This is a genomic window from Chloroflexia bacterium SDU3-3 (genome assembly GCA_009268125.1).
GTDB lineage: Bacteria > Chloroflexota > Chloroflexia > Chloroflexales > Roseiflexaceae > SDU3-3.
Map to the genome: position 1 here is coordinate 139,921 of WBOU01000008.1, position 24,606 is coordinate 164,526.

General features: G+C 65.8%; 21 protein-coding genes. 10 read left to right on the plus strand and 11 right to left on the minus strand.

What is annotated here, in order from left to right; all coding sequences use genetic code 11:
- Positions 1-46: 46 nt before the first annotated feature.
- The 3 genes from F8S13_15195 to F8S13_15205 form a co-directional block, all read right to left on the minus strand.
- Entirely contained in the window at positions 47-712 is a 666-nt protein-coding gene (locus F8S13_15195; protein ID KAB8142329.1) for a uracil-DNA glycosylase, read from the minus strand.
- A gap of 384 nt (positions 713-1,096) precedes the next feature.
- Positions 1,097-1,408, minus strand: a complete 312-nt coding sequence (locus tag F8S13_15200) for a hypothetical protein (GenBank protein ID KAB8142330.1) — start codon at positions 1,406-1,408, stop codon at positions 1,097-1,099.
- A gap of 345 nt (positions 1,409-1,753) precedes the next feature.
- Positions 1,754-2,503, minus strand: coding sequence for a Globin-coupled histidine kinase (locus F8S13_15205; GenBank protein ID KAB8142331.1), 750 nt, complete (start codon positions 2,501-2,503; stop codon positions 1,754-1,756).
- 15 nt (positions 2,504-2,518) lie between these two features.
- Here F8S13_15205 and F8S13_15210 point away from each other — a divergent pair, with 15 nt between their 5' ends.
- The gene (locus F8S13_15210; GenBank protein KAB8142332.1) at positions 2,519-3,025 is read left to right on the plus strand and encodes a hypothetical protein; all 507 of its coding nucleotides are present in this window, start codon (positions 2,519-2,521) and stop codon (positions 3,023-3,025) included.
- A 6-nt stretch (positions 3,026-3,031) separates the two neighbouring features.
- Positions 3,032-4,228 carry a 23S rRNA (uracil(1939)-C(5))-methyltransferase RlmD gene (gene rlmD / locus F8S13_15215; GenBank protein ID KAB8142333.1) on the plus strand — a complete coding sequence of 399 codons (1,197 nt, stop codon included), beginning with the start codon at positions 3,032-3,034 and terminating at the stop codon, positions 4,226-4,228.
- A gap of 199 nt (positions 4,229-4,427) precedes the next feature.
- Here rlmD and F8S13_15220 read toward each other — a convergent pair whose 3' ends face one another.
- The 3 genes from F8S13_15220 to F8S13_15230 all read right to left on the minus strand — a co-directional run bounded on the left by F8S13_15220 (position 4,428) and on the right by F8S13_15230 (position 9,200).
- A complete protein-coding gene (locus F8S13_15220) occupies positions 4,428-5,204 on the minus strand; it encodes a class I SAM-dependent methyltransferase (protein ID KAB8142334.1) in 777 nt (258 codons plus the stop codon).
- Between the two features lie 84 nt (positions 5,205-5,288).
- Positions 5,289-7,967 (minus strand): leucine--tRNA ligase, encoded by a 2,679-nt coding sequence (locus F8S13_15225; protein KAB8142335.1) that lies wholly within the window; start codon positions 7,965-7,967, stop codon positions 5,289-5,291.
- Between the two features lie 159 nt (positions 7,968-8,126).
- Entirely contained in the window at positions 8,127-9,200 is a 1,074-nt protein-coding gene (locus F8S13_15230) for a class I SAM-dependent methyltransferase (protein KAB8142336.1), read from the minus strand.
- A gap of 190 nt (positions 9,201-9,390) precedes the next feature.
- On the opposite strand from F8S13_15230, the gene F8S13_15235 reads away from it, so the two are divergent.
- Entirely contained in the window at positions 9,391-9,585 is a 195-nt protein-coding gene (locus tag F8S13_15235) for a hypothetical protein (GenBank protein KAB8142337.1), read from the plus strand.
- A gap of 378 nt (positions 9,586-9,963) precedes the next feature.
- On the plus strand, positions 9,964-11,805 hold the full coding sequence (locus tag F8S13_15240; protein ID KAB8142338.1) for a PAS domain-containing protein: 1,842 nt from the start codon (positions 9,964-9,966) through the stop codon (positions 11,803-11,805).
- 63 nt (positions 11,806-11,868) lie between these two features.
- On the opposite strand, the gene F8S13_15245 is transcribed toward F8S13_15240, so the two are convergent.
- The gene (locus F8S13_15245; protein ID KAB8142339.1) at positions 11,869-13,044 is read right to left on the minus strand and encodes a M20 family metallopeptidase; all 1,176 of its coding nucleotides are present in this window, start codon (positions 13,042-13,044) and stop codon (positions 11,869-11,871) included.
- A 62-nt stretch (positions 13,045-13,106) separates the two neighbouring features.
- Complete coding sequence (locus F8S13_15250) at positions 13,107-14,426, minus strand: zinc carboxypeptidase (protein KAB8142340.1); 1,320 nt, start codon at positions 14,424-14,426, stop codon at positions 13,107-13,109.
- A gap of 273 nt (positions 14,427-14,699) precedes the next feature.
- Here F8S13_15250 and F8S13_15255 point away from each other — a divergent pair, with 273 nt between their 5' ends.
- The 5 genes from F8S13_15255 (at position 14,700) to F8S13_15275 (ending at position 20,125) form a co-directional block, all read left to right on the plus strand.
- A complete protein-coding gene (locus F8S13_15255; GenBank protein KAB8142341.1) occupies positions 14,700-15,509 on the plus strand; it encodes a hypothetical protein in 810 nt (269 codons plus the stop codon).
- 299 nt (positions 15,510-15,808) lie between these two features.
- Entirely contained in the window at positions 15,809-16,939 is a 1,131-nt protein-coding gene (gene pdhA / locus F8S13_15260; protein KAB8142342.1) for a pyruvate dehydrogenase (acetyl-transferring) E1 component subunit alpha, read from the plus strand.
- Between the two features lie 3 nt (positions 16,940-16,942).
- Positions 16,943-17,938: a pyruvate dehydrogenase complex E1 component subunit beta gene (locus F8S13_15265; GenBank protein KAB8142343.1), complete on the plus strand. Its 996-nt coding sequence runs from the start codon at positions 16,943-16,945 to the stop codon at positions 17,936-17,938.
- Between the two features lie 89 nt (positions 17,939-18,027).
- The gene (locus tag F8S13_15270; GenBank protein KAB8142435.1) at positions 18,028-19,296 is read left to right on the plus strand and encodes a 2-oxo acid dehydrogenase subunit E2; all 1,269 of its coding nucleotides are present in this window, start codon (positions 18,028-18,030) and stop codon (positions 19,294-19,296) included.
- Between the two features lie 115 nt (positions 19,297-19,411).
- Positions 19,412-20,125 carry a rhomboid family intramembrane serine protease gene (locus F8S13_15275; GenBank protein ID KAB8142344.1) on the plus strand — a complete coding sequence of 238 codons (714 nt, stop codon included), beginning with the start codon at positions 19,412-19,414 and terminating at the stop codon, positions 20,123-20,125.
- 65 nt (positions 20,126-20,190) lie between these two features.
- Here the strand turns inward: F8S13_15275 and F8S13_15280 are convergent, their stop codons facing one another.
- Both F8S13_15280 and F8S13_15285 read right to left on the minus strand, forming a co-directional pair.
- Positions 20,191-21,381 carry an aspartate aminotransferase family protein gene (locus F8S13_15280; GenBank protein ID KAB8142345.1) on the minus strand — a complete coding sequence of 397 codons (1,191 nt, stop codon included), beginning with the start codon at positions 21,379-21,381 and terminating at the stop codon, positions 20,191-20,193.
- Positions 21,382-21,462: 81 nt separating this feature from the next.
- A complete protein-coding gene (locus tag F8S13_15285) occupies positions 21,463-22,998 on the minus strand; it encodes a UDP-N-acetylmuramoyl-L-alanyl-D-glutamate--2,6-diaminopimelate ligase (GenBank protein ID KAB8142346.1) in 1,536 nt (511 codons plus the stop codon).
- 191 nt (positions 22,999-23,189) lie between these two features.
- Here F8S13_15285 and F8S13_15290 point away from each other — a divergent pair, with 191 nt between their 5' ends.
- Positions 23,190-23,870, plus strand: coding sequence for a response regulator transcription factor (locus tag F8S13_15290; protein KAB8142347.1), 681 nt, complete (start codon positions 23,190-23,192; stop codon positions 23,868-23,870).
- Here the strand turns inward: F8S13_15290 and F8S13_15295 are convergent, their stop codons facing one another.
- Entirely contained in the window at positions 23,871-24,602 is a 732-nt protein-coding gene (locus tag F8S13_15295) for an HAD family hydrolase (GenBank protein ID KAB8142348.1), read from the minus strand.
- Positions 24,603-24,606: the final 4 nt, after the last annotated feature.

The following is a 24,606-nucleotide window of genomic DNA, read 5'->3' on the forward strand; positions in this document are numbered from 1 at the left end:
GCGTGGTGTGCGCGGCGGCGCGGGCCGTGGCCCCGCCGCCAGCGTGCTAGAACATCGAGAGCTGCTCCATCGGCGGGTCGTCGCGGGTGGCCTCGGTGGCGGCCTGCTGCGCTGCGGCCTCGGCGGCTGCGGCGGCCTGCTGCTCGGCCATGCGCTCGGCGTAGGCCAAGAACTCGGGCAGCCTGCGGAAGTCGTCCTCGATCAGCTGGCGGTTCTGCGGCTGGTGCAGCGCGGCGGCGGGGTGCATCATCGGCACGATCAGCCGCCCGCCCGCCTTCTTGGGCTTGCCGTGGATGCGCGTGATCCGCTCGTTCGGGAACCACCTGGCCATGGAGAACCGACCGAGCGTGACGATCACGCTGGGGTTCAGCGCGGCGATCTGTCGCTCCAGGAAGAGCGCGCACGGCGCGATCTCGTCCGGCTCAGGGTCGCGGTTGTTCGGCGGGCGATGCTTCACCACATTGGTGATGAACACATCCCTGCGCCGCAGCCCGGCCAGCCCCAGCAGCTCTTCGAGAAACTGGCCCGCCGCGCCCACAAACGGGCGGCCCTGCCGATCCTCGTTGAAGCCAGGGGCCTCGCCGATAAACATGATCTTGGCGTCGGCTGGGCCTTCCCCAGGCACGCCCTTGTTTGCCGTCTGGTGCAGCTTGCACTGCGTGCAGCCCCGCACCTCCGATGCGATCTGCCCAAGCTCTTCGGCAGCGCTCATCCTCGCGCCTTTCTCACTCGCAGCCGCGTTTGGCGTATGCCGCACGGCACCGCGCCATCCATGGCCCACGGGAACAGCCGTGCTATTATAGCATAGGCAAGCCGCATCACCACGCGGGAGAACTATTTTCACCACACGAGAGAACCATTTTCACCACGAAGACTCTAAGGCACGACGAGAAGAAAGACGCCTCGCCTTTTCGCTCCACATTCTTCTTGTGTTTCTTGGAGTCTTGGAGTCTTGGTGGTAAAAGATCTTCGCGTCTTGGCGGTAAAGAATCTTCGTGCCTTCGCGTCTTCGTGGTATTCGATTCGTCTCTCAGAGCATTGGGGGGAGAAGGGGTGTGGAATGCCGCGCTGCATTCCTCTGCCGCATCCTAGCGGCCTAGCGGGGGACAAGTGCCTCGTGGCTGGGCTTCAGCGGCTCGCCCAGGTCGAGCGGGTCGCGCAGCCCCATCCAGCTGGCGTTGGCCTCGTTGGCGAAGCGCTCGAACACCCGCGATCGGCGCTGGTGGGCCATCAGCTGGCCCAGGATCGCGGCCCAGCGCTGGCGCATGCCCTGGCGTAAGATGCAGTGGAAGATCGTGATCGTGAGCGCGGCGAGGCCAAAGGCCACCCATTGCATCGTGGTGCCCGGCGTGCTGAACAGCCGGGCGAGCACCACCGCGATGCCAATGCTGCCGCCGGTCGCCAGCACCTCGATGGCCTGTCGCCACGGGCGCTGTGTGACCTCATCGGAGCGTGTTGTTTCCAGAGTAGACCTCGCATGGTTCAGGATGCGGATACTCGCTGTGATCGCGGTGCGGCGGGGATGGCGTGGTTCCGAGGCACGGTTTGATCGATCACATGCCACACTGCTAGCAAACTGCGTACCAACCGACATAGTTGTTGACGGCTCCGTGGGCACGATGATGCGTTTCTCCTTTGCTTGGGGGCTGCACCAGTATAAACGGATAGTGCCTAGGTATTGGAGCCGGACGCTATCTACTACAGTGCTACATACGTGTGAGGGATATTCCCGCCGAGGGTGCCCCGCGCGCTGCTAGACGCCCCCCATCACCACGCGCCGCGCCAGGCGCTCGCCGCCCACCATCTCGGCTAGGTGCCCAAGCTGGGTTTCCTCGCAGGCCTGGTTGAGCAGGGCCACATCGAGCGTGAGCGCCCTGCGGAAGCTGCCCAGCACCTTGGCTGGGTCGGGGCACTGCTGCGCCGCCAGATCACCATACTGCATGGCCACATCCACCAGCGCCAGCGGGTAGCGCACCGGCAGCCCGGCACGCACGAATGCCGCGCCCAAATCCAGCCGCCGCTGGGCGTGGGCACCGTCGTAGCTGCCGCTGAACAGGTCGATAAACCAGAGCGTCAGCTGACGCAGCATGTCGTCGCGCGCCACCTGGCCTAGGAACTCGGCGGAGGGGGCGTGCTGCGCCAGCCGCCCGTAGAGCGCCACGGCCAGCGGCGCGGCCTGCTGGGCCGCCGCGCCCCGCGCCGCCGCCAGCGTGGTCGCATCCTCGTCGGTGATCCCCATCAGCTCCTTCAGCTCGCGTATCGTCTCCTGGCCTTTGATCTGCCAGCATGTTGGGTCGCTGTTCATTTCGCTTGCTCCTTCTGATCGGCTGGGGCCTATGCGACTGTTTGCCTTTTCCCTTCGCGCCTTCGTGCCTTCGTGGTATTCGTTCCCTTTTGTCCCATTGGTGCCTTGGAGCCTTGGTGGTAGAAGAATCTCCGGTCTGCTGAGAGCGCAGAAGCCCTGGCTGAGCGGCTGCGTCGGGCGGGGCGGGACGAGCGCCATGGTATACTAGCCGGAATGGTGCTCTATGGGACAATATACCGAATAGACGGCGCGATCTCAAGCGCCCAGGTGGTGCCGCCCGCCATGGCCCAGGCCGACCCCGCCGAGCTGGCGGCGGCATGCCTGGCCCAGGCCGACCCGGCTGCGGGCGATGCGCTGGCCGAGGGCGGCGTGCTGCTGGTGGGCGGCGCGCTGGGCCATGGCGCGGATGCCGAGCTGGCCGTGCTGGCGCTGCAGGCGCTGGGCGTGGCCGCAGCGATCTGCGCCGAGGCCGACCCAGCGTTTGGCCAGGCGGCGGGGGCCTATGGCCTGCCTGTGCTGGCCGCGCCCCAGGCCGCCAGCGCCCTGCCCCATGGCGCGCTGGTGCGGATCGACCTGGCCAAGGGCCTAGTGGAGGATCGCGGCGGCGGGGCGCGCTACCCCGCCGCGCCGCTGCCGCCCGCCGCCCTGGCCGCCGCCCGCCGCGCTGCCCTGCTCGGCCACATGCGCCGCGCTGTTGAAGATGAAGACCTAGGTGGATAACACGGCATGATCCTTTCCAATAAAGCCCTCAAGCAGTTTGTGATCGGCGCGGTGCGCGAGACCGAGCCGACCCCCATGCGCTGCCAGCACGCCGATGAGTGCGGCGGCTGCGCCTTCCAAGACCGCGCCTACGAGGCCCAGCTGGCCGTGAAGACCCGCGCGCTCCAGCAGATCTGGGATGAGGCCCTGCCCGGCCTAGCCCCCGAGCCGCTGGCCGTGGTGGCCTCGCCCGAGCCGTTCGGCTACCGCACCCGCATGGACTACGCCGCCAACCGCTGGCGCATGGGCCTGCGCCGCAGCGGTAAGTTCAACTGGGTGGTCGACCTCAGCGAGTGCCACCTCATCCCGCCCTCCTCGTTCGCGGCCATCCGCGCTGTGTACGACCGCTCGGTCGAGCTGGGCCTGCGCGACTACAACCTGCGCTCGCACCAGGGCTTCACCCGCTACTTTGTGGTGCGTCGCAGCCCCCAGGGCACCCTGATGCTGGCCGTCGTCACCGCCTCGCGCGAGCACGCCGCCGAGATGGAGCAGCTGGCCCAGGTGGCGCTGGCCCAGGAGCACGTGGTCAGCTTCCACTGGCTGCTCAACGACCGCCTGACCGATCTCTCGTGGGGCGATTCCATCCAGCACTGGGGCCAGGAGCTGCTGCCCATGCAGGTGGGCCAGCGCTCGCTCGATATTGGCCCCAACACCTTCTTCCAGAACAATATCTTCCTGCTCGGGCCGCTGCTGGATGATGTAGCCGCCGCCTGCGATCTGGGCGCGGGCCTGCCCTCGGTGGCCGATCTGTACGGCGGTGTGGGCACCATCTCGCTGCACCTGGCCGACAGTGCCAGCCGTGTGGTGACGGTGGAGGAGTTCGGCGAAAGCTCGGCCCTGGCCCAGCGCAACATCCAGCAGAACGGCGTGGCCAACGTGCAGGCGGTGCACGCCGACACCCTGGCCTACCTGAAGGATCAGGTGCCCGGGGCCTTCGATGTGGTGGTGGTCGACCCGCCGCGCATCGGCCTGGGCGAGGATGTGTGCCGCGAGCTGGTGCGCATCGCGCCCAAGCGCCTGGTCTACGTCTCGTGCAACCCGATCACGCAGGTGGTGGATATCCCGGTGCTGCTCAAGGGCTTTCGCCTGGCCGAGCTACGTGGCTACGACATGTTCCCCCAGACGCCACACCTAGAGAGCCTGGCCATCCTCGATCGCATCTAGGCGCGCTGAGCCTGCCGCTATTTTTGAAAAAGCTGTCTGCTACGGCGGGCAGCTTTTTTGCAAAGAAAATAGCCTAACTGGTATTGCTCTCTATCAAAAAAAGGCCCCAAGCTTTGAAAAGAGCTTGGGGCCTTCTTGTGTTTATCTAAAAGACGTTACCCACATCTTCGCGCCTTCGCGTCTTCGTGGTAAAACGTCCCTACCCGATCTTGCGCGCCCGCAGGCCGAGGAATAGCGGGATCTCGCGGTCGGCGATGTTCTCGGCGCGCGGCTTGGAGGCCGCCTCCTGCTCGTCGTACGAGTCGATCTCCTCCATGCGCTCGGTCAACAGGCCGTTGTTGGCCAGGCTGTTGATGTAGGCGTTCAGCGGGCGGTGGAAGCTGCGGGTCGCCCCATCGCGCAGCGGGATGTGCAGCGGCGAGAGGTAGCGATCCACGCGGCGGTACTCCAGCTTGCGCTCGTCGTCCCAGCCCCAGCCGCTCTGGCGGGGGATGCGGAAGGCCGGGTGGGTCATCAGCAGCACCACGCGCCCGCCGGGCTTCACCGCCCAGGCCGCGCTGCGCAGCACCTCGGGCAGCGGGTCCATGTCCTGGATGCTGAGCAGGAAGGTGGCCGCGTCGAACTGGCCCGCGCCCAGGCCGCGCACCGCCCACAGCTTGCTGGCGTCGCCCAGCAGGAAGGTGCCAGCGCCGCCGTGGTGCTCGCGGGCCGCATCCAGCAGGCGCGGGCTGGCGTCCACGCCGGTGTAGCTGGCCCCCGCCTCGGCCACGAAGGGCGCGAGCGGGGCAGGCCCGCAGCCGATGTCGATCACGGCCTCGCCGGGCTGGGGGGCCAGCAGGCCCAGCAGCGCGGGGATGGCCAGGCGGCGGTGGAACTTGTGGCCGCCCTCGCCCACCATGCCGCGGTACCACTCGGCCACGCCGTCCCAGCTTGTCTTCGCGGCGGGCGACTGCCGCTGCCGCCGTTGTGGAGGCATCGCTTGTATCCTTTCAGGCAGCGGAACGGCGAAGAGACCCAGCTCTTCGCCGTTCTGCCGCGTTACGACGCTGTTGGGGTGGCGCTACACCACCACGTTCACCAGGCGGCCGGGCACCACGATCACCTTGCGGATCTGCTTGCCCTCGGTGAAGCCCTGCACACGCTCGTTGGACAGCGCCCACTCGCGCAGCTGCTGCTCATCCGCGCCAGCGGGCACGCTGATACGCCCGCGAGTCTTGCCGTTCACCTGCAGCACCACCTCGACCTCCTCCTGCACCAGCGCGGCCTCGTCGGCCTCGGGCCAGCCCGCGTCGTAGACGCTGCCCTGGCCGCCGATCTGGGTGTGCAGCTCCTCGGCCAGGTGGGGCGCGAAGGGCGACAGCAGCGCGGGCAGGGCGCGCAGCACCTTGGCCAGCACGGGCGAGACCTCGGCGCGCTCGGCGCGGTAGCGGTACACGTCGTTCAGCAGCTCCATCAGGGCCGCGATCGCGGTGTTGAAGTGGAACTGCTCGGTGTCCTGGGTCACCTTCTTCACCGTCTCGTGCAGGCGGCGGTACAGCGCCTTGTCCGCGGCGTCCAGGCTGGCCGCGTCCAGCGCCGCGGCGGCGGGGATGCTCGCCAGATCCTGCGCGGTCTGAGCGTACAGCGCCACAATGCGGTTCAGGAAGCGCTGCGCGCCCGCCACGCCCTCGTCGGTCCACTCCATGCTGTTCTCGGGCGGCGCGGCGAACAGCACCACCACGCGGGCCACGTCCGATCCGTACTGGCGCACGAACGGGCCGACCGGGATGCCGTTTCCGGCGCTCTTCGACATGGTCACGGGGCCGCTGACCGCCTCGTAGGTCGTACCGTTCTGCTCCAAGGCGTAGCCACTGCGCCGCAGCGCGGCGCGGGCCTCATCCACCCCCTGCGGCTCGCGCGGCAGCTCCAGCTTGCGGGCCAGCTCCTCGGGGAAGCGCAGCTTGTCGCCATCCACATCCAGCGCGGTGCGCACGCGGCGCTGCACCATGCCCTGGGTGAACAGGTTCTCGAACGGCTCATCTACGGGCACCAGGCCCTCGTCGTACAGCACCTTGGTGATGAAGCGCGAGTACAGCAGGTGCAGGATGGCGTGCTCGATGCCGCCGATGTACTGGTCGACCGGCATCCAGCGGGTGGCGGCATCCTTCGAGAAGATCTCCTGCTCGTTCTTGGCGTCGCAGAAGCGCAGGTAGTACCACGACGAGTCCACGAAGGTGTCCATGGTGTCGGTGTCGCGGCGGGCGGGCCTGCCCGTCTCGGGGTCGGCCACGTTCACCCAGTCCTCCGCCGAGGCCAGCGGCGAGCGGCCCTTGGGCAGGTAGTCGTCGATCTTGGGCAGCACCACGGGCAGCTGCTCCTCGGGCACGGGCACGATCGAGCCGTCCTCGCGGTGGATCATGGGGATGGGCGTGCCCCAGTAGCGCTGGCGCGAGATCAGCCAGTCGCGCAGGCGGTAGGTGGTGGTGCCCTTGCCCTTGCCCTGGGCCTCCAGCCACGCGATCGCGGCTTTGACGCTTTGGCCCTCGCCCTTACCGGCGGGGATGCCATCCAGCGGGCCAGAGTTGGCCATCACGCCCTCGTCGGGCCATGCCTCGGCCAGGGTGTCGGGGTCGATGCTCTGGCCCTCGGGCTGCACCACCACCTTGATCGGCAGGCCGAACTTGCGCGCGAAATCGAAGTCGCGCTGGTCGTGGGCGGGCACGGCCATGATCGCGCCGGTGCCGTAGCCCATCATCACATAGTCGGCGATCCAGATCGGGATCTGCGCGCCGTTCACGGGGTTGGTGGCGTACGCGCCGATGAAGACGCCGGTCTTCTCCTTGGTGGTGCTGGAGCGGTCAATCTCGCTCTGCATTTTGGCCTGGGCGATGTAGGCGTCGATCTCGGCCTTCTTCTCGGCGGCGGCCAGCGCGGGCACCAGCGGGTGCTCGGGGGCCAGCACCATGAAGGTCGCACCCCACAGCGTGTCGGGGCGGGTGGTGAACACAGTGATCGTGCCGCCCTGCTCGGTGGTGAACACCACCTCGGCGCCCTCGCTCTTGCCGATCCAGTTGCGCTGCATGGTGCGCACGCGCTCGGGCCAGTGCTCCAGCTTGTCCAGGTCGGCCAGCAGCCGATCGGCGTAGGCGGTGATCTTGAAGAACCACTGCTCCAGCTCGCGCTTCTCCACCTTTGCGCCCGAGCGCCACGAGCGGCCCTCGCTGTCCACCTGCTCGTTGGCCAGCACCGTCTGGTCCACCGGGTCCCAGTTCACCAGCGACTTGGCGCGGTAGGCCAGGCCCTTCTTGTACAGCAGCTGGAACAGCCACTGGTTCCAGCGGTAGTAGTCGGGGGCGCAGGTGGTGACCTCGCGCTCCCACTCGTACATGATCCCGGCGATGTCCAGCGAGCGCTTGCTCTCGGCGATGTTGCTGTAGGTCCAGTCGGCGGGGTTAATCTTGCGCTTGATCGCGGCGTTCTCGGCGGGCAGGCCGAAGGCGTCCCAGCCGAAGGGGTGCATCACGTTGAACCCGCGCGCCACATAGTAGCGTGTCAGGGCGTCGCCGATCACATAGTTCTTCAGGTGGCCCACGTGCAGGTCGCCGCTGGGGTAGGGGAACATCTCCAGAATATAGCGGCGCGGCGCATCGTGGCGGCGGTCGGCGCGGAAGATACCGTTGTTGGCCCAGAACTCGCGCCACTTCGGCTCGATGGCTGGGTCGAAGCGATCGCCTCGGTTCTTGGCGGTTGGCTCAGTCATTGCAAAAGCTCCTGCTGACAGATATAGCGTAGAAAAGCAGACACACGTCGGCCCCTGCGGCCCATGGCCACAGCCCATGCTGCGCGCCCCGCGCTGCGGCTAGGGTCTGGTGGCTGGCCCAGGCGGCATATTCAAATGGCGTGTGTGCGCTTGCCATCATCATTTTGTTTCGCTTCTTTCGGTGCGCCTCTCGCACCAGTAGGTGGCCCGCCGCCCATCCAGGCTGCCCTCGGTGGGCTCGCAGCTGAGGATGCACAGCCCCGCCGCGTCCAGCGCCGCCGCGATCTCGGCGGGCCGCCAGGCGCGCTGGGTGTGGGTCTCCTCGCCGCGCCACCAGCGGTCGATCTCGCGCACGAACCAGCCGATCTTGCCGGTGCCCAGGCGCGTGCGCTGATTATAACGCAAGCGCTGGTAGAGCAGAAGATCGCCGCTGCTGTAGGCCAGCACGTCGCGGTCGGGCCAGGTGGCGTACTCGGCCTCGGTGTTCAGGTCGAACAGCAGCCGCCCGCCGGGGCGCAGCGCCCGCGCGGCCCCGCGAAACAGCCCGGCCAGCGCCTGCTCGTCCAGCACATAGTTCACGCTGTCGGTCAGGCAGGTGGCCAGGTCGTACGACCCCGGCTCGATGCTGCGCTCGTCCTCCAGCGCGCAGATGTCGCGCTCCAGCCATTGCGCCGGGGTGCGCTGGCCCTGGGCCTTGGCCTGGGCCACGCCCAGCATCGCCGCCGAGCGGTCGACGCCCAGCACATGGCAGCCGGCGCGGGCCAGCGCTAGGGCGGCGGCGCCAGTGCCGCAGGCCAGGTCGAGCGCGCGCCAGGGGCCGTGGCCCTGCGTGGCCAGCCATGCCAGGGCGCGGTAGGCCAGCAGTTCGCCCAGGCGGCCCTGCTGGGCCAGATCGTAGATTGCGGCGTAGGATTGGTACATGCCAGCCCAAGCTATAAAAAAAGCCCCCGCCCCGCGCCGGGACGAAGGCGAGCGCCTCGTGGTACCACCCCGCTTCGGCAGGTGGCCACGGCCCGCTGCCCTCGCGCGCGCTGTAGGGGGCGCACCCCAGGCCACCGCTGTGCTGGCACAGCCGCCGGGCGAGTTCGGCAGGGCGCGCAGCCTCGCACCATCCGGCTGCTCTCTGCAAAGGGTGCCTACTACTCCCAGCATGGCGCTATTGCGCCAAAAAGTATACCATAACCCCCACTGGAACGCCATCCGTCCCTCGTACGATCTGCGCGGCGGCCCCATATGCTACACTCAGCCCACAGGCGATAGAGCCAAGAGCAAGAATAAGGAGGGTAGACCCATGTATGCCACAACTGCGATGACATCGGTGAGAAGCCACCGCTAGCCTCGCCGCCGCATATGCGGGTTTCCGGCGCTGGCTAGCGGCAGACCAACGTTTGCCAACCACCACCAGCACAAGGAGAACCCCGCGATGGCTTCTATCAAGCCGCATCAGTACGACCCCGAATCATGGGATGACGGCGATGCCGAGCCGACCTTTCAGCAGATAACCAAGCAGTCGGACAAGGCCCAGACCACCAAAGACCTGCGCAGGCAGCAGGGCAAGGAGTGGGGCCGCTCGATGCACAAGTTCCAAAAGCAGCGCCAGAAGAATGGCAAGCCATAGCGCTACCCAAAGGGCGATGATCTGCATCATCGCCCTTTCCTATGCCATGCTATCTCCTGTAGTTCTATGTGCAAAATGTGTTTAAGAAGGCGTTCTTTCTTAAAAAGATATATTCTTTCCAAGATTCACACAGTTGCAATCGAAATGCGATAATCTTCTCGATAATCACCAGCCTAACAGCACATCTACCCCGCGTAATCTAGGTATAACCATCTACACACAGATCTTGGCGCATAAAACCAGCCGTTCTGTCACCATAATGCTATCGAACTAACGCAGATCGGTTTCCCCTATACGTTATAGCACCATGTTAGAATCCTATCGTACTGTGACAAAACCTCTGCTGGTTTACCCATATATGCCAAGCTGCTGACGCCCATGAACATGCTTCTGCCCGCCACAATTTTGCTGTTCACCATCACAGCAGTAATGCTGCTCCTAACCACCTACACGCTGCCGCTGCGTCATACCCCCACCGTCTTACCATTTAGCCTGCTCACCATCGGCATCGCGCTGTGGACGTTTGGCTACAGCTTCGAGCTGCTCTCCCAGGCATTCGCGGTGAAGCTGTTCTGGGCCAAGCTGCAGATCTCGGTGGTCGCGATCATGCCGATCATCTGGATGGTCTTTGGCCTGAGCTATATCAACTCAAGGTTTCTCACCAGCCGCACTATCGCTCTCCTCTGCATCATTCCCACCATAACGATCTTGGTGATCTGGACAAATGACCTTCATCATCTGCACTGGACCACCGTCATCGCCCCTCGGCGCGGCACCTTCCCCGCGCTGATCGTCACACGTGGTCCATATTTCTGGGTGCACACCATCTACTCCTACGTCGCGCTGCTGATCGGCACCAGCGCGCTGTTTCGCTCGCCTCGGCCAGTGCTCAGGCGCTACCGCTATCAGACGATCGCCATGATCATCGGCGGCATCACGCCCTTTATCGGCAATGTGATCTATATCGCTGGATTCAGCCCCATCCCGCAGCTCGATCTTACCCCCTTTGCCTTTGCGGTCAGCGCCTTTGTGTTCACATGGAGTATCTTTGGCTTTCAGATGTTTCATATCGGCCCGATCGCCTACAAGCTGATCGTCGATGGTATGCACGATCCGGTGATCGTGCTGGATGCCCATGGCCGGATCGCCACCACCAACACCAGCACCGCGCCGATCCTTGGCCAGGAAGGCACACTGCTGGTGGGGCACTACATCACCAATGTGCTGCCCTGGTGGGGCCAGATCGTGCAGCAGGAGCATAGCGAGATCGCGCTAGAGTACGAGGGCGAGCAGCGCCACTTCGACATTCGCCTCACGCCGCTGCTGCGGCAGGGCGGGCGGCTGCGCGGCCATGTGGCGGTGTTCCACGATGTGACCGACCGCAAGCGCACCGAGACCGCGCTGCGCGCCATGTACGATGCACAGTCGGATCTGATCGCCCAGATCGCCCACGCCAAGCAGGATGCCGAGGATGCAAATGTGGCCAAGACCGAGTTTATCTCGTTTGTCTCGCACGAGCTGAAGACGCCGATGGCCGCCATCCGCGGCTACACCGACCTGATGAGCATGGGCTTTGCTGGGCAGCTCACCCCGACCGTCGAGGAGTACATCTCGAACATACGCTCCAATATCGACTCGCTGGTGATGCTGGTTACCGATCTGAGCGATGCGGCGCGCATCGAGACCGATCAGTTCGAGCTTGATTTCAACTACGTCAATCTGGATGAGGTTGTGTCTCAGGTGCTGCGCTCGACCGATAGCATTATCAATAACTATCAGCATACCGTTGTGCACGATCTGCCGCAGGATCTGCCGTTTATCTGGGGCGATCGGCGGCGAATTATTCAGATCATGACGAATCTGCTGAGCAATGCGTGCAAATATACCCCCGGCGGTGGGCTGATTCGGATCAGCGCAGCGCGGGATGAGCTGAGCGATCAGTTTATCCGCATTAGCGTGAGCGATAATGGCTATGGGATCGAGCCGGATCAGCAGCTGATGCTGTTCAATAAGTTTTTTCGCGCCAAGGGGGCAAAGCAGCGTGGGATCAACGGCACCGGGCTGGGGCTGCACATCACGCGGCACCTCGTCGAGCACCACGGCGGCAAGATCTGGTTCGAGAGCGAGGTCGGCGTGGGCACCACATTTTACTTTACGCTGCCGACTGTAGCCGAGCCGCAGCTCTCTATTCACACCCCGAATATCTCCTCAACCTTCTAGATGTGACATAACGCAGTTGGAGCACAAGGGGCACGGCCTAGGCCGCGCCCCTTGTGCTCTGTGCTAGCGGCGCTCGGCGGCACGCAGCATCAGCAGGGCCAGCAGCGCGGTGCGCGGCACGATGCTGCTGGCCAGGATGTACTCGCTGGGGCTGTGGTCTTGCCCGCCCACCGGCCCCAGGCCATCCAGCACCGGCAGGCCCAGGGTGGCGAAGCTATTGGCGTAGGAGATGCCGCCAGTGGCCGCGTCGCGCACTTGGAAGCCGAGCTCGGCGGCGGCCTGGCCTGCGATCTCGGCCAGGGCGGCGATCTCGGGGGTGCGCGCCATGGGCGGGAAGTGCCAGCCGTCGGAGACGACGGTGGTGGTGCCGGGCACATGCTGGGCCTGGGCGATCTGGGCGATGGCGTCGCCCACCGGCCCCATGTCCGCCGGGTCGCTGAGCCGCACGTCGATGATGGCCTTGGCGTAGTCGGCGATGCTGTTGGGCACGGTGCCGCCCGCGATCACGCCCACGTTGAGGGTGACGCCGGGGCGCATGCCATTGAGCAGCTGGAGCGCGATGATCTTCTGGGCCAGGGCCAGAATGGCATTGGCCCCCTTGTGCGGCTCTACGCCCGCGTGGGCCGAGCGCCCGTGCACCTCGAACACGAACTGGCCGTTGCCCTTGCGCGCCCCGACGATGTCGCCGTTCTCGCGGCCTGCCTCCATCACCAGGGCGATGTCGTGCTCGGGGGCAAGCTCGCGCATCAGGGCGAGCGAGGCCTGCATCTCGGTCTCCTCGTCGCCGCCGCACATCAGCGTGATCTTCTCGAAGGGGGCCAGCATCCCGCAGTCCTCCAGCGCGGCCATGGCGTAGAGGCTGGAGAGCAGGCCGCTCTTGTTGTCGGCTGCGCCGGGGCCGAGGATCTTGTCGCCCTCCTGGCGCATGGGGCGCGCGGCCGCCACGCCCACCGGGTAGACCGTGTCGAGGTGGGCGGCCAGCAGCACGCGCAGCCCGCCGGGCCTGCCGCCTCGCAGCGTGGCCGTCAGGCCATCGCCCACCTCGGCCTGCGGGAAGCGGCGCAGCTCCCAGCCGCGTCGCGCCACCCAGCTGCGTACCCACGCGCCCGCCGCATCCACCCCGGCCTTCGATGTGGTCGGGCACTCGATCGCGCACAGCTGGCGCAGCTCCTCGATATAGGTCTCGTACCGCGCTGCGATGCTATCGCTGATCTGGGCCGCCGCTTTTGTTGTGGTCATATCTTTCTCACCATAAGCAGAATGGCATTCGCCTGGCTATTGTACGCCTTCCTGCTGCTACTCTAGTGCGCTATGATCGGCAGCCATGTGCTCTGCTGTGGCTCGTAGGGGGCGGTGGCGCAGTAGCTGGCCGCCTGCCCGATAAGCCCGTAGGGGCACCCCGCGTGCCGGATGAGCAGCAGCACCGCCTCGCGATTGCGCGCGGTCTCGCTTTTGATGGCGGCGCTGGGCGGGTAGAAGCCGTAGAACGTGCCATTATGATAGCCGCTCATCTCGAAGGTGTAGCCAAAGATGTGCTGGCTGCCATAGGCCCAGTCGCTAAAATCGCCGTTGGTGGGGTAGAGCGCGCTGGCCTGCTCGGCGGTGTAGCCGTTGGCGGCGGCCATGGCCTGGCCTAGCGCAGCCAGCGCCTCGGCGTCGGCGGCGGGCATGTCCTCGGGGGTGGTGCTGGTGGTGTAGCCATAGGGCCACAGCACCAGCTCGCCGTAGGTGTGGAACGAGATCGCGGCGGTGATCTGCTGGGTGCCGCCCACCACGCGGCTGGACACGAACTGCTCAAGCGCGGCCACCTCGGCGGCGCTGGCCGCATTTGGGCCGCGGTAGGTCTCGCTGCATAGGTCTCCCGAGGAGCCGCCGTCGTCGTAGCCCCAGCGGTAGCTGTGGTTGCGGTTGAGGTCGATGCCGGAGCCGTAGCCATAGCCGCTGTCGCTATAGCCGCATCCGCTGGGCTGCATGTTTTTGCGCCAGTTGCGGTAGATGTCGCCGGTGATGTCGTACTCGCCGCCGTCGGGGTTCATGTCGAACACCAGCCAGATCTCGCGGGTGTTCACCAGCTGGTCGATGCTGGCGTGATCGGCTGTGCCATAGCCGTCGACCAGCATGTGGAGGCTTGCCAGCATCATCTCGACAGTCAGGTGCTCGCGCGCGTGGTAGTGGCCCACCAGCAGCACCTCTGGCTCCTGCTCGTCGCTGGCCACGTTGTCGCTCAGCTTGGCGGCCAGCAGCGCGCGGCCCTGGTAGGATGTGCCGATGCTGAAGGTGCTGACGATGCCGGGGTGGGCGGCGGCGACCGCGGCGATGTCGTCGGCCATGGCCGCGTAGGTGTGGTAGCCGCTGTCCACCGCCACCTTGGGCTGGGGCTGCGCCTCCACCACGTAGCCCTGGGCGCGCAGCTCGCCCACCTGCCCAGGGTTGGCGGTGATCTCGACAAAGCCGTTGCCCACGCCCTCCAGCACCGTGCTTCGGGGCATGGGGATCTCGCGAATATCGCCCATCACGCGGTACAGGCCGATCGGCTCCTCTTTATCGCTTGGCAGGGTGGCCATGCCAAGGCAGATGGTCAGCAGGGCGAGGCAGCGGGCGATGATAAGCAGGACGTGCATGGCGGCGGGTTCCTTGGCGCGGATGAGATGTTTTGGTGTTTGGTACACACTATACCGAATTTCGCGGTGGTATGCTGGGAATCTAACAATATGCTCACATGGCACAAACAACGTTATAGCCTGCTACCCGGTTTGCATGACCTTTTTCTTTCTGTTATACTTTTCACATAATTTGTGCTTTTGGTCACAGCGCACTCTTCAGCTTCACCATCGGTGCGCGTGCCGCGCACCGTGCCTCGCGCCGCAGGCACCTGGAAAGAGTTTTGGTCGGTTGTGGAGCAGCCTAGCGTACTTGTGGGGCATTTCGCCCCGGATCTGGATTGCATCACTGCGATCTGGCTCCTCAAACGCTTTGCCAACGCCGAAGGTGCCGAGCTACAGTTTGTGCCATCGGGTCAGACCCTTGGCGGTTTTCCCGCAGACTCAAACCCCTCCGTTATACACGTTGACACCGGCGGTGGCCGATTTGACCATCATCAGCGTTCCTCCACCGAGCTCTGCGCCGCAGAGCTTGTTCGGCGCGCCTTCATCCCCAACGACACCGCGATCAAAAAGATCGTCTATCATGTCTGCCAGATCGACAACGCGCGCCAGACCAGCAGCGACCCAAGCTGCCTGAACGTCACCGCGCTGATCGCGGGCTACAACCAGATCTACCCCGATTCCCCTGCGGAGGTGGTGGCGGCCATGCTGCCTAATCTGGATGCCTGGTATCGCTACGAGCAGTGCCAGGCCCAGGCGCTGCAGGCCTTCGCCCAGCGGATCGAGTTCGATACACCCTGGGGCATGGGCATCGCCGTCGAGAGCGAGACAGGCGGATCGAGTACCATGGCCTACAGCTACGGGGCGGTGCTCTACGCCTACCGCGACGCGCGTGGCTGGATGGGCATCGCGGCGCAGTCGCGTTCGGCGGTCGACCTCTCGCGGGTCTACGCCGAGCTGTGCGTGATCGATGCGGGGGCCGACTGGTACCTGCACCCCAATCGGCGGCTGCTGCTGTGCGGCACCGCCAAGTCGCCGCCGCGATCGCCGTCGCGGCTCTCGCTGGTAGAATTGGTCGCGGTGATCGAGAACCAGCGGTAGGTTTGCAACGTATAAGGCGTAGTGCAGGCGCTTGTTCGCCAGCGATGGCGGAGAAACTGCATAGAGCGAAGGGTACGAGCCGAGGGCAGCCTACGCCGCCGTGGCTCTATCGGTATTGATTGTGTCGACCTGGGGATGCGATGCCGCCGCCCCTGCAATATATGGCCGGACCTTTGTCGCATGCCTTGTCGCATCGGCAAATGGCAATAGACCATTCTGAAAGTCTCTTTCCTCTACGTGGGCTATATACCGCATAGCGGAGCTGCACAGCGAGGGAGGATGTAAGGAGTCTCAAAGGGATGACCGATACCAAGAAGGCCAAGGCCGCCGCAAAAAACGGTGCCCTCAATGGTGTCGTACTCAACGACGAGGGCTACGCCCCCGTCACCTACGACATCGCCAAGGAAAACCCCGAGGAGCTAAAGCAGCACTACACCATGATGCTGCTGCTGCGCCGCTTTGAGGAGCGCACACGCGAGATGTACACCAAGGCCAAGATCGGCGGCTACTGCCACCTGAACCTTGGCGAAGAGGCCACGATCGTGGGCCTGATGACCGCGCTGCAGCAGGAAGACTATATCTTCACCAACTACCGCGAGCACGGCTACATCATCGCGCGCGGCGCAGAGCCAGGCCCGGTGATGGCCGAGCTGTTTGGCCGCGAGACGGGCGTCTCGGGCGGGCGCGGCGGCTCGATGCACCTCTTCGACGCCAGCCGCCACTTCATGGGCGGCTACGGCATCGTGGGCGGCCAGGTGCCGCTGGCCACTGGCGCGGCCTACGCCCTGCGCTACAAGGAAGAGCCGGGCGTGGTGCTGGCCCAGGTGGGCGACAGCACCACCAACATCGGCGCGTGGTACGAGTCGCTGAACCTGGCGGCGCTCTACAAGCTGCCGATCCTGTTCTTCATCGTCAACAACGGCTTTGGCATGGGCACCACGGTCGAGGAGCACTCGTCGGAGCCCGACCTGTGGAAGAAGGGCATCTCGTTCCGCATCCACGGCGAGCGCGTGGATGGCACCGATGTGCTGGCCGTGCGCGACGCGGTGCACCGCCTGCGCGAGCGCGCCGAGAAGAACGGCGAGCCGGCCATCCTGGATGTGGTCAGCTTCCGCTTCATCGGCCACTCGGTGATCGACTCGGATCGCTACCGCGACCAGGCCGAGGTCAAGGCCAACCGCCTGAAGTTCGACCCGATCAGCCGCTACGAGAAGCAGCTGCTGGACGCGGGCGTGGTCGATCAGGCCTGGCTGGATGCGCAGGCCGAGCAGATCGAGAAGGACGTGCAGGACGCGATCGACTTTGCCGACAAGAGCCCCGCGCCCAAGATGGAAGATATGTACAAGTTCATGTATGCGACCGAGGTGCCGAATACAATCAGCGACGCCGAGCGCGAGCTGTTTGAGGCCCGCCTGAACGGAGGGCACTAGATCATGCCAGTTATCACCTACCGACAAGCGCTCAACGACACCCTGGGCGAGGAGCTTGCCCGCGACCCGAACGTAGTCCTGATGGGCGAGGAGATCGGCAAGTTCCAAGGCTCATACCGCATCACCGAGGGCCTGCTCTCCGAGTTTGGCCCCAAGCGCGTGGTGGACACGCCGATCGCCGAGCTGGGCTTCGTGGGCCTGGCCACCGGCGCGGCCATGCTGGGCATCCGCCCCGTGGTCGAGATCATGACGATCAACTTCATCCTGGTCGCGATCGATCAGGTGGTCAACCACGCCTCGAAGATCCACTACATGTTCGGCGGGCAGTCGAAGGTGCCGCTGGTGATCCGCACGCCCTCGGGCGGTATGGGCCAGCTGGCCGCGACCCACTCGCAGAGCTTCGAGAACTGGTTTGCCTACTGCCCCGGCCTCAAGGTCGTGGCCCCTTCTACCCCCTACGACGCCAAGGGCCTGCTGCGCGCTGCCATCCGCGACGACGACCCGGTGATCTTCATCGAGAGCCTGCCGCTCTACGACACCAAGGGCGAGGTTCCCGAGAACGACGACTTCACCGTGCCGATCGGCAAGGCCGAGGTCAAGCGCCAGGGCACCGATGTGACGATTGTGGCCTACTCGCGTATGACCGTGCTGGCCATGCAGGTGGCCCAGCAGCTTGAGAAAGAGGGCATCAGCGTCGAGGTTGTCGACCTGCGCTCGCTGCGCCCGCTCGACCGCCCGACGATTATCGAGTCGGTCAAGAAGACTGGCCGCGCCATCGTGGTCGAGGAGGACTGGCGGTCCTACGGCATTGGTGCCGAGGTGTCGTCGGTCATCCAGGAAGAGGCGTTCGACTACCTTGACGCCCCGGTGCTCCGCGTCGCTGGCCTGGAAGTGCCGCTCCCCTACGCCGAGCATCTTTCGCGCGCTACTAAGCCGAACGCGCAGGATCTCATCACCAACATCTACAAGGTGTTGCGCGGCTCGAAGAAGGGGAAGTAAAATAGCAAAGCCCAATGAAGAAGCTGGCGCGGAATGGAATCGCGCCAGCGGGCTTTTTTGAAAGGAGCACCGCAGTGGCAGAACTGACCATGCCGCGGCTCAGCGATACAATGTCCGAGGGTTCGATCGGGCGCTGGCTGAAGAAGCTGGGCGATAAAATTGAGAAGGGCGATATCATCGCCGAGATCGAGACCGATAAGGCGACGATGGAGCTGGAGGCCTTCGAGAGCGGCTATCTTCAGGAGATCCGCGTGAAGGAGGGCCAGCTTGTGCCGATCGGCGAGGTGATTGGCATGATCGGCAGCGAGCCGGGCGCGCCCGCCGCCGCCCCGGCCCCGGCTGCGCCCGCCGCCGCGCCTGCGCCCGCCGAGTCCGCCGCACCTGCCGCCGCCGCCCCCGCCGCGCCGGTGGCCGAGGCCAGCAGCAATGGCAACGGCAAGGTCAAGGCCTCGCCGCTGGCCAAGCGCATGGCTGACGAGCTGGGCATCGATCTGAGCCAGATCCAGGGCACCGGCCCCGGCGGCCGTGTGATCAAGGAGAATGTGGAGGCGTTTGCCCAGCAGAAGCCAGCCGCCTCGGCTGCTGCGCCTGCTGCCGCCCCGGCTGCCGCGCCTGCGCCCGCCGCGCCTGCCGCCGCCCCGGCTGCCCCCGTCGTGCCCAAGGTGGCCGGCGAGGCCGAGCCGCTCAGCCGCATGCGCAAGGCGATCGCCAACGCCATGATGGCATCCAAGGTCGGCGTGCCGCACATCTACGTGACCGCCGAGGTGGACATGGGGGCCGCGATGGCGCTGCGCAAGCAGATCAACGACACCGGCACCGCCAAGATCTCGGTCAACGACCTGGTGGTCAAGGCCGCTGGCAAGGCGCTGAAGAAGTTCCCGGCGCTGAACAGCAGCTTCACCCAGATGGCCGATGGCCAGTACGGCATCGTCACCCACGAGCCGATCAACGTGAGCGTGGCGGTGGCCACCGACGGCGGCCTGATGGCCGTGGTGGTGCGCGACACCGACAAGAAGAGCATCGGCGCGATCAGCGACGAGGTTCGCGGCATGGCTGGCCGCGCCCGCGATGGCAAGGCCAAGCAGAGCGATCTTGAGGGCGCGACGTTCCAGACCACCAACCTGGGCATGTTCGATGTGGTCGAGTTTGCCTCGATCATCAGCGTGCCCCAGTCGGCCTCGCTGGCCATCGGCGCGGTGCGCCAGGTGCCGGTGGTGCGCGACGGCGAGATTGTGGTTGGCCAGATCATGAACGTCACGGTCTCGGCTGATCACCGCGTGGCCGACGGCGCGACGGCGGCCCAGTTCCTCCAGGAGCTGCGCAAGCTGCTTGAGACGCCGATGACGCTGCTGGTCTAGCACCGAGCGTTTCGTAGCTTAAGAAGGCGGCGGGAGCACATCCCGCCGCCTTTTTCTGTGGCATAGATACTGCACTAGCGTGCGGCAGAGCTGCTATCTACCCTGAGAGGTCGATATGTTTTTTCTGCCCGTCCGCGACGATAACCCCACGCGCACCACGCCGGTGGTCAACCGCGCGCTGATCGCGCTGTGCTTTCTGGCTTTTGGCCTGCAGATCTGGCTTGGCACGCCGTTTGTGGTCGAGTGGAGCTTCATCCCCGTCCGCCTGACGGCGTTTCTGGTGGGCAGCGCCGACCCGCTGGCCCCGCTCACGCTGTTCACCGCCATGTTCCTGCACGGCGGCTGGGGTCATATCCTGGGCAACCTGCTGTTCCTGTGGCTGTTTGGCGATAATATCGAGGATGCCTACGGGCACCTGGGCTATCTGGCGTTCTACCTAGCCTGTGGCGCGCTCTCGTTTGTGGCGCAGTATGTGACCGCGCCCACCTCGCCGGTGATCAACCTGGGCGCATCGGGTGCGATCAGCGCGGTGATGGGCGCGTACATCCTCATGTACCCGCGCGCCACAGTGCAGATCTTCTTCTTTCCGCTCTCGCTGCTGTCCGGCAGCTTTGGGGTGCCCGCATGGCTGATGCTGGGCCTGTGGTTTGTCACCCAGCTGAGCCCGGCCATCCAGTCGCTGGGCCAGATGAGCGGCGGCGGGGTGGCCTACTGGGCGCATATCTGCGGCTTCGTGGCGGGCCTGCTGATCACGCTGGCGCTGCGCCCGCGCCGCCATGTCGCTCCCGCGTTCCACACCCCGCTGCGGCAGCGCTCCTACCGATTCTGAGTAGCTGTGTGACATAAAAAAGCGGGCGTGATCTGGATTGCCCAGATCACGCCCGCTTTCTTGTGCTAGGCGTTGTCGATAGCGCGGCCCAGCTTCTCGATCAGCTCATCCACGTGCGCGCGCTCCAGCGTGAGCGGCGGCACGATGCGCAGCACATCGTCGCCCGCTGTCACCAGCAGCAGCCCCTCGGCGTGGGCAAGCTCGCGCACCGCCGCCGCCGAGACACTCACCCTCACGCCGCGGATGAGGCCGCGACCGCGGATCTCGGTGATGCGCGGGTGGGCTTCCTGCAGGTCGTGCAGGGCCTCGTCGAGGTAGCTTCCCACCTCGCGCACGTGCTCAAGGAAGGCCGGGTCGGCGATCTTGTCGACCACCACCTTGGCAACGGCGGTGACGAACGGCCCGCCGCCGAAGGTGGTGCCGTGGTCGCCGGGATGGATGGCGTCGGCCACGGCCTGGGTCATCAGGATCGCGCCGATCGGGAAGCCGCCGCCCAGCGGCTTGGCCACCGTCATGATGTCGGGCGTGATGCCGTAGTTTTCGTAGGCCCACAGCGAGCCGGTGCGGCCCATGCCGCACTGGATCTCGTCGAAGATCAGCAGCGCGCCCACCGCGTCGCAGCGCTCGCGCACGGCCCGCAGGAACTCGGGCGTGGCCGCGTTGATGCCGCCCTCGCCCTGGATCGGCTCCAGCACCACGGCGCACACGTCGTCGCCAATGGCGGCCACGGTCGCGTCAATATCGTTAAACCGGGCGAAGCGCACGCCCGGCATCACCGGCGCGAACGGCAGGCGGTACTTCTCGCGCGATGTCACCGCCACCGCGCCCATGGTGCGGCCATGGAAGCTGCCGTCGAAGGCCACGATGGTGGTCTTGCCCTCGATGTGGCGCTCGTACTGCACCTTGCGGGCCAGCTTCAGCGCGCCCTCGACCGCCTCGGTGCCGCTGTTGGAGAAGAACACGCGGTCGGCGAACGAGCGCTCGACCAGCGCCTTGGCCAGGTCGGACTGCTGGCGGGTGTGGTAGAGGTTGGAGACGTGGATGAGGCCCTGGGCCTGGCTGCGGATGGCCTCGGCGACATCGGGGTCGCCGTAGCCCAGCGCGTTCACCGCAATGCCCGCGACGCAGTCCAGGTAGCGACGGCCCTCGGTGTCGTAGAGATAGACACCCTCGCCGCGCTCGATCACGAAGTCCGGGCGGGCGTATGTCTGAAGAATGTACTGCTCATCGTGGGCGATGATCTCTTCCGTGGTCATTGCAGCTCCTTCAGTGCGGCAGTAGGAAAGAATGGGCGAAAGTATACCACGTCTGGCCTGCCGCGCTGCGGTTTTTGGCGATCAGGATCGGAACCCAAGCTCGGCCAGCGCGGCGCGGGCCTCGCCCGCCTCGTCCCACGGCAGCTTGCCGTCGGCGTAGATGATGCAGCCCTCGTGACCCTTGCCCAGCAGCAGCACGATATCGCCTGGGGCGGCGTGCGCGAACGCGGCGCGGATGGCCTGGGCGCGGTCGGGGATGCGCAGGTAGCCGCTGCCCTCGGCCTTGCCAGCGCCCTCCGCACCGGCGGCGATCTCGCGGATGATCGCCTCGCGATCTTCCAGCCGGGGGTCTTCGTCGGTCAGCACCAGCATGTCGCAGAATCTGGCGGCGATCGCGCCCTGCATAGGCCGCTTCTCGCGGTCGCGCTCGCCCGCGCTGCCGAACACTGCGATCAGCTTGCCGCTGGTGAGCGGGCGGATGATCGTCATCAGCTTCTCGAAGGCCCCCGGTGTGTGGGCGTAGTCCACCAGCACCGTGAAGGGCTGGCCCTGCTCGATCCGCTCCATGCGCCCGCGCACGCCGGGGATGCGGGCCAGCGCCGCGATCGCGTCATCCAGCGCCACTCCCTCGGCGCAGGCCACCGTCAGCGCGGCCAGCGTGTTGGCCACGTTGAAGTCGCCGGTCAGCTTCAGACGCACGTCGCGCTCGCCCCAGGGCGAGGCCAGGCGGAAGGCCAGCCCCTCGCGGCTGGATCGCACATCCAGCGCACGCACGTCGGCGCGGCTGGCCACGCCGTAGGTCAGGCGCTCGGCGCTGGCTGGGGCGGCGTCGAGGAACATGCGGTGGTTGGGGTCGTCGGCGTTCACGATCGCCAGCTTGCGCCGTTTGTCCACCGGCCCGGCGGGCGACTCGTCGCCCAGCATCTCGAACAGCCGCGCCTTGTCGCGGCGGTACTGCTCTACGCTGCCGTGGAAGTCGAGGTGCTCGGTTGTCACATTCGTGAGCACGGCCACGTCGAAGGCGCAGCCGCCCAGGCGGTTCCAGCGCGCCGAGAGCGCGTGCGAGGTCGACTCAAGCACCGCGTAGTCGCAGCCTGCGGCCAGCATGTCGCGCAGCATGGCCTGCACCTCGGGGGCCTCGGGGGTGCTCTGGCGGGTGTCGTTGGCCCACTGCCGCGCGCCGATCTTGAAATCCACCGTGCCCATGAAGCCGGTGGAGTGCGGCCCGCCCTCCAGCGCCGCGCTGGTAAGAAAGGTGGTGGTGGTCTTGCCGTCGGTGCCGGTGATGCCCACCACGCGCATCTGGCGGCCTGGGTGCCCGTAGAGCGCCGCCGCCAGCGGGGCCAGGGCCACGCGGGCATTTGGCACGCGGGCGCTCGCCACCCCGCCCAGCAGCGGCGCGGCGGCCTCGTCCTCATAGATCACGGCAGAAGCACCAGCGGCCAGGGCCTGCGGGATGTAGGCGTGGCCGTCGGTGTGGAAGCCCTTGACCGCCACAAACACGCCGCCGGGGCGCACAGCCCGCGAGTCGTAGGCCAGCGTCTCTATCTCGGGGTTGCCGCCCGCAGCGCGGGCGTCGGGAATATCGTTGATCAGATCGAGGAATCGTACAGGCATTGCAGTTCCCTGCGCTCATGCGCAGCCATTGGTGCGGCGCGTGGGAGCGCCGCGCGGAGGAGATGTTTGCACATTGTATGCGTGAGACATCACGAATGACGATATTGTAGCAGAAAGTAGGGGAAGAGCAGTGTATAATCGAAAGTACAAGATCATGTCGTAGCTGCATAGAACGCTTCAGGATCTGCTTGATGTCTATCTTAATTGCCGATGACGACCTGCTGACGGTCAAGCTCACCTCGTTTGTGCTTGAGGAGGCAGGGTATCAGGTCATCAAAGTCTACAACGGCCAGGATGCCCTCTCGGCGGTGCGCGAGTACGATCCCGAGCTGATCTTGCTCGATGTCTCGATGCCGAAGAGCGATGGGTTTGACGTGTGCCGCCAGATCCGCATCACATCGAACGTGCCGATCATCTTCCTCTCGGGCCGCTCGCAGCTGCAGGATCGCGTGCTAGGGCTGCAGATCGGCGGCGATGACTATATCTCCAAGCCGTTCGAGCCTTCCGAGCTGCTGGCGCGGATCGAGGCGGTGCTGCGCCGCCGCAACCACGACCCGCTCTCACCCTCATCGAAGCTGACGATTGGCCCGATCACCATGGACCCGATCACGCACGAGGTGACGGTGGGCGAGCGCCGCCCGACCAAGCTCACGCCGGTCGAGTTCCGCCTGCTCTACTACCTGATGCGCCACCCCGGGCGCGTGCTCAATACCACGATGATCTTGGAGAAGGTCTGGGGCAATGGCTACGACAACGATAGCAATCTGGTGCCTGTCTACATTCGGCGGCTGCGCGCCAAAATTGAGGAGAATATCAATCACCCGCACTACATCGTCACAGTCACGAATCTGGGCTACAAGTTTGAGGCGTAGCTAGGCGAGGATAGGCAGCCGGAGCAGATCTGTTAGGCTGGTGATAGTAAAGTCGGGGCGAATGCCGCCCGTGGGGAACTCGCGGTTGGCTAGCCACACGGCGGGCATGCCCACAGCCTGCGCGCCTGCGATGTCCTCCTGCGGGCTGTCGCCCACAAAGAAGGCCTCGGATGGCGCGACGCCCAGGGCCGCGAGCATGGACTGGAAGATCTGCGGGCTGGGCTTCCAGATGCCCAGATCGCCCGAGAAAATCGCGTGGTCGATATGCTGGAGAAGGCCGCATGTCGCCAGATCCTCGCGGTGCAGCGCGCCGGGCCAGATCGTGTTCGAGATCAGGCCGATCCTGAGGCCGCGCCCGCGCAGCGCCGCCAGCACCTGCGCTGCGCCGGGCTGGGCTAGCACGCCGCCCCGCAGCGGGCTGGCATAGCGCAGGGCCGCCTCGCCCAGCGCCGCCTCGCCCAGCGCAAGCGCGTAGCCCATGGCCACCTCGCCGATCCATGTGTCGGCGCGGATGTTTACCCCCTGCTCCACCGCCTGCCGCCAGCCCCGCTCAAGGCGCAGGAACATCGCATCGCAGAACGCATCCTCTTCCACCGGCAGGGCGTGGCCCTCGGCCCGCAGGTAGCGGTAGACCGCGCGGATGCCCGGCTCCTCAAGCGCGCGCCAGGTGTCGCCCACGCCGGGGTAGGCCAGCAGCGTGCCGCCCATGTCGAAGATCGCCGCGCGCAGCATCGCG

What these genes read in the sequence shown, in the direction of transcription:
- F8S13_15195 (KAB8142329.1), bottom strand. Translation starts at nt 712, where the DNA reads ATGAGCGCTGCCGAAGAGCTTGGGCAGATCGCATCGGAGGTGCGGGGC.
- F8S13_15205 (KAB8142331.1), bottom strand. Translation starts at nt 2,503, where the DNA reads ATGGCGCTCGTCCCGCCCCGCCCGACGCAGCCGCTCAGCCAGGGCTTC.
- F8S13_15210 (KAB8142332.1), top strand. Translation starts at nt 2,519, where the DNA reads ATGGTGCTCTATGGGACAATATACCGAATAGACGGCGCGATCTCAAGC.
- rlmD (KAB8142333.1), top strand. Translation starts at nt 3,032, where the DNA reads ATGATCCTTTCCAATAAAGCCCTCAAGCAGTTTGTGATCGGCGCGGTG.
- F8S13_15220 (KAB8142334.1), bottom strand. Translation starts at nt 5,204, where the DNA reads ATGCCTCCACAACGGCGGCAGCGGCAGTCGCCCGCCGCGAAGACAAGC.
- F8S13_15225 (KAB8142335.1), bottom strand. Translation starts at nt 7,967, where the DNA reads ATGACTGAGCCAACCGCCAAGAACCGAGGCGATCGCTTCGACCCAGCC.
- F8S13_15230 (KAB8142336.1), bottom strand. Translation starts at nt 9,200, where the DNA reads ATGGGGCCGCCGCGCAGATCGTACGAGGGACGGATGGCGTTCCAGTGG.
- F8S13_15235 (KAB8142337.1), top strand. Translation starts at nt 9,391, where the DNA reads ATGGCTTCTATCAAGCCGCATCAGTACGACCCCGAATCATGGGATGAC.
- F8S13_15240 (KAB8142338.1), top strand. Translation starts at nt 9,964, where the DNA reads ATGAACATGCTTCTGCCCGCCACAATTTTGCTGTTCACCATCACAGCA.
- F8S13_15245 (KAB8142339.1), bottom strand. Translation starts at nt 13,044, where the DNA reads ATGACCACAACAAAAGCGGCGGCCCAGATCAGCGATAGCATCGCAGCG.
- F8S13_15250 (KAB8142340.1), bottom strand. Translation starts at nt 14,426, where the DNA reads ATGCACGTCCTGCTTATCATCGCCCGCTGCCTCGCCCTGCTGACCATC.
- pdhA (KAB8142342.1), top strand. Translation starts at nt 15,809, where the DNA reads ATGACCGATACCAAGAAGGCCAAGGCCGCCGCAAAAAACGGTGCCCTC.
- F8S13_15265 (KAB8142343.1), top strand. Translation starts at nt 16,943, where the DNA reads ATGCCAGTTATCACCTACCGACAAGCGCTCAACGACACCCTGGGCGAG.
- F8S13_15270 (KAB8142435.1), top strand. Translation starts at nt 18,028, where the DNA reads ATGCCGCGGCTCAGCGATACAATGTCCGAGGGTTCGATCGGGCGCTGG.
- F8S13_15275 (KAB8142344.1), top strand. Translation starts at nt 19,412, where the DNA reads ATGTTTTTTCTGCCCGTCCGCGACGATAACCCCACGCGCACCACGCCG.
- F8S13_15280 (KAB8142345.1), bottom strand. Translation starts at nt 21,381, where the DNA reads ATGACCACGGAAGAGATCATCGCCCACGATGAGCAGTACATTCTTCAG.
- F8S13_15285 (KAB8142346.1), bottom strand. Translation starts at nt 22,998, where the DNA reads ATGCCTGTACGATTCCTCGATCTGATCAACGATATTCCCGACGCCCGC.
- F8S13_15290 (KAB8142347.1), top strand. Translation starts at nt 23,190, where the DNA reads ATGTCTATCTTAATTGCCGATGACGACCTGCTGACGGTCAAGCTCACC.
- F8S13_15295 (KAB8142348.1), bottom strand. Translation starts at nt 24,602, where the DNA reads ATGCTGCGCGCGGCGATCTTCGACATGGGCGGCACGCTGCTGGCCTAC.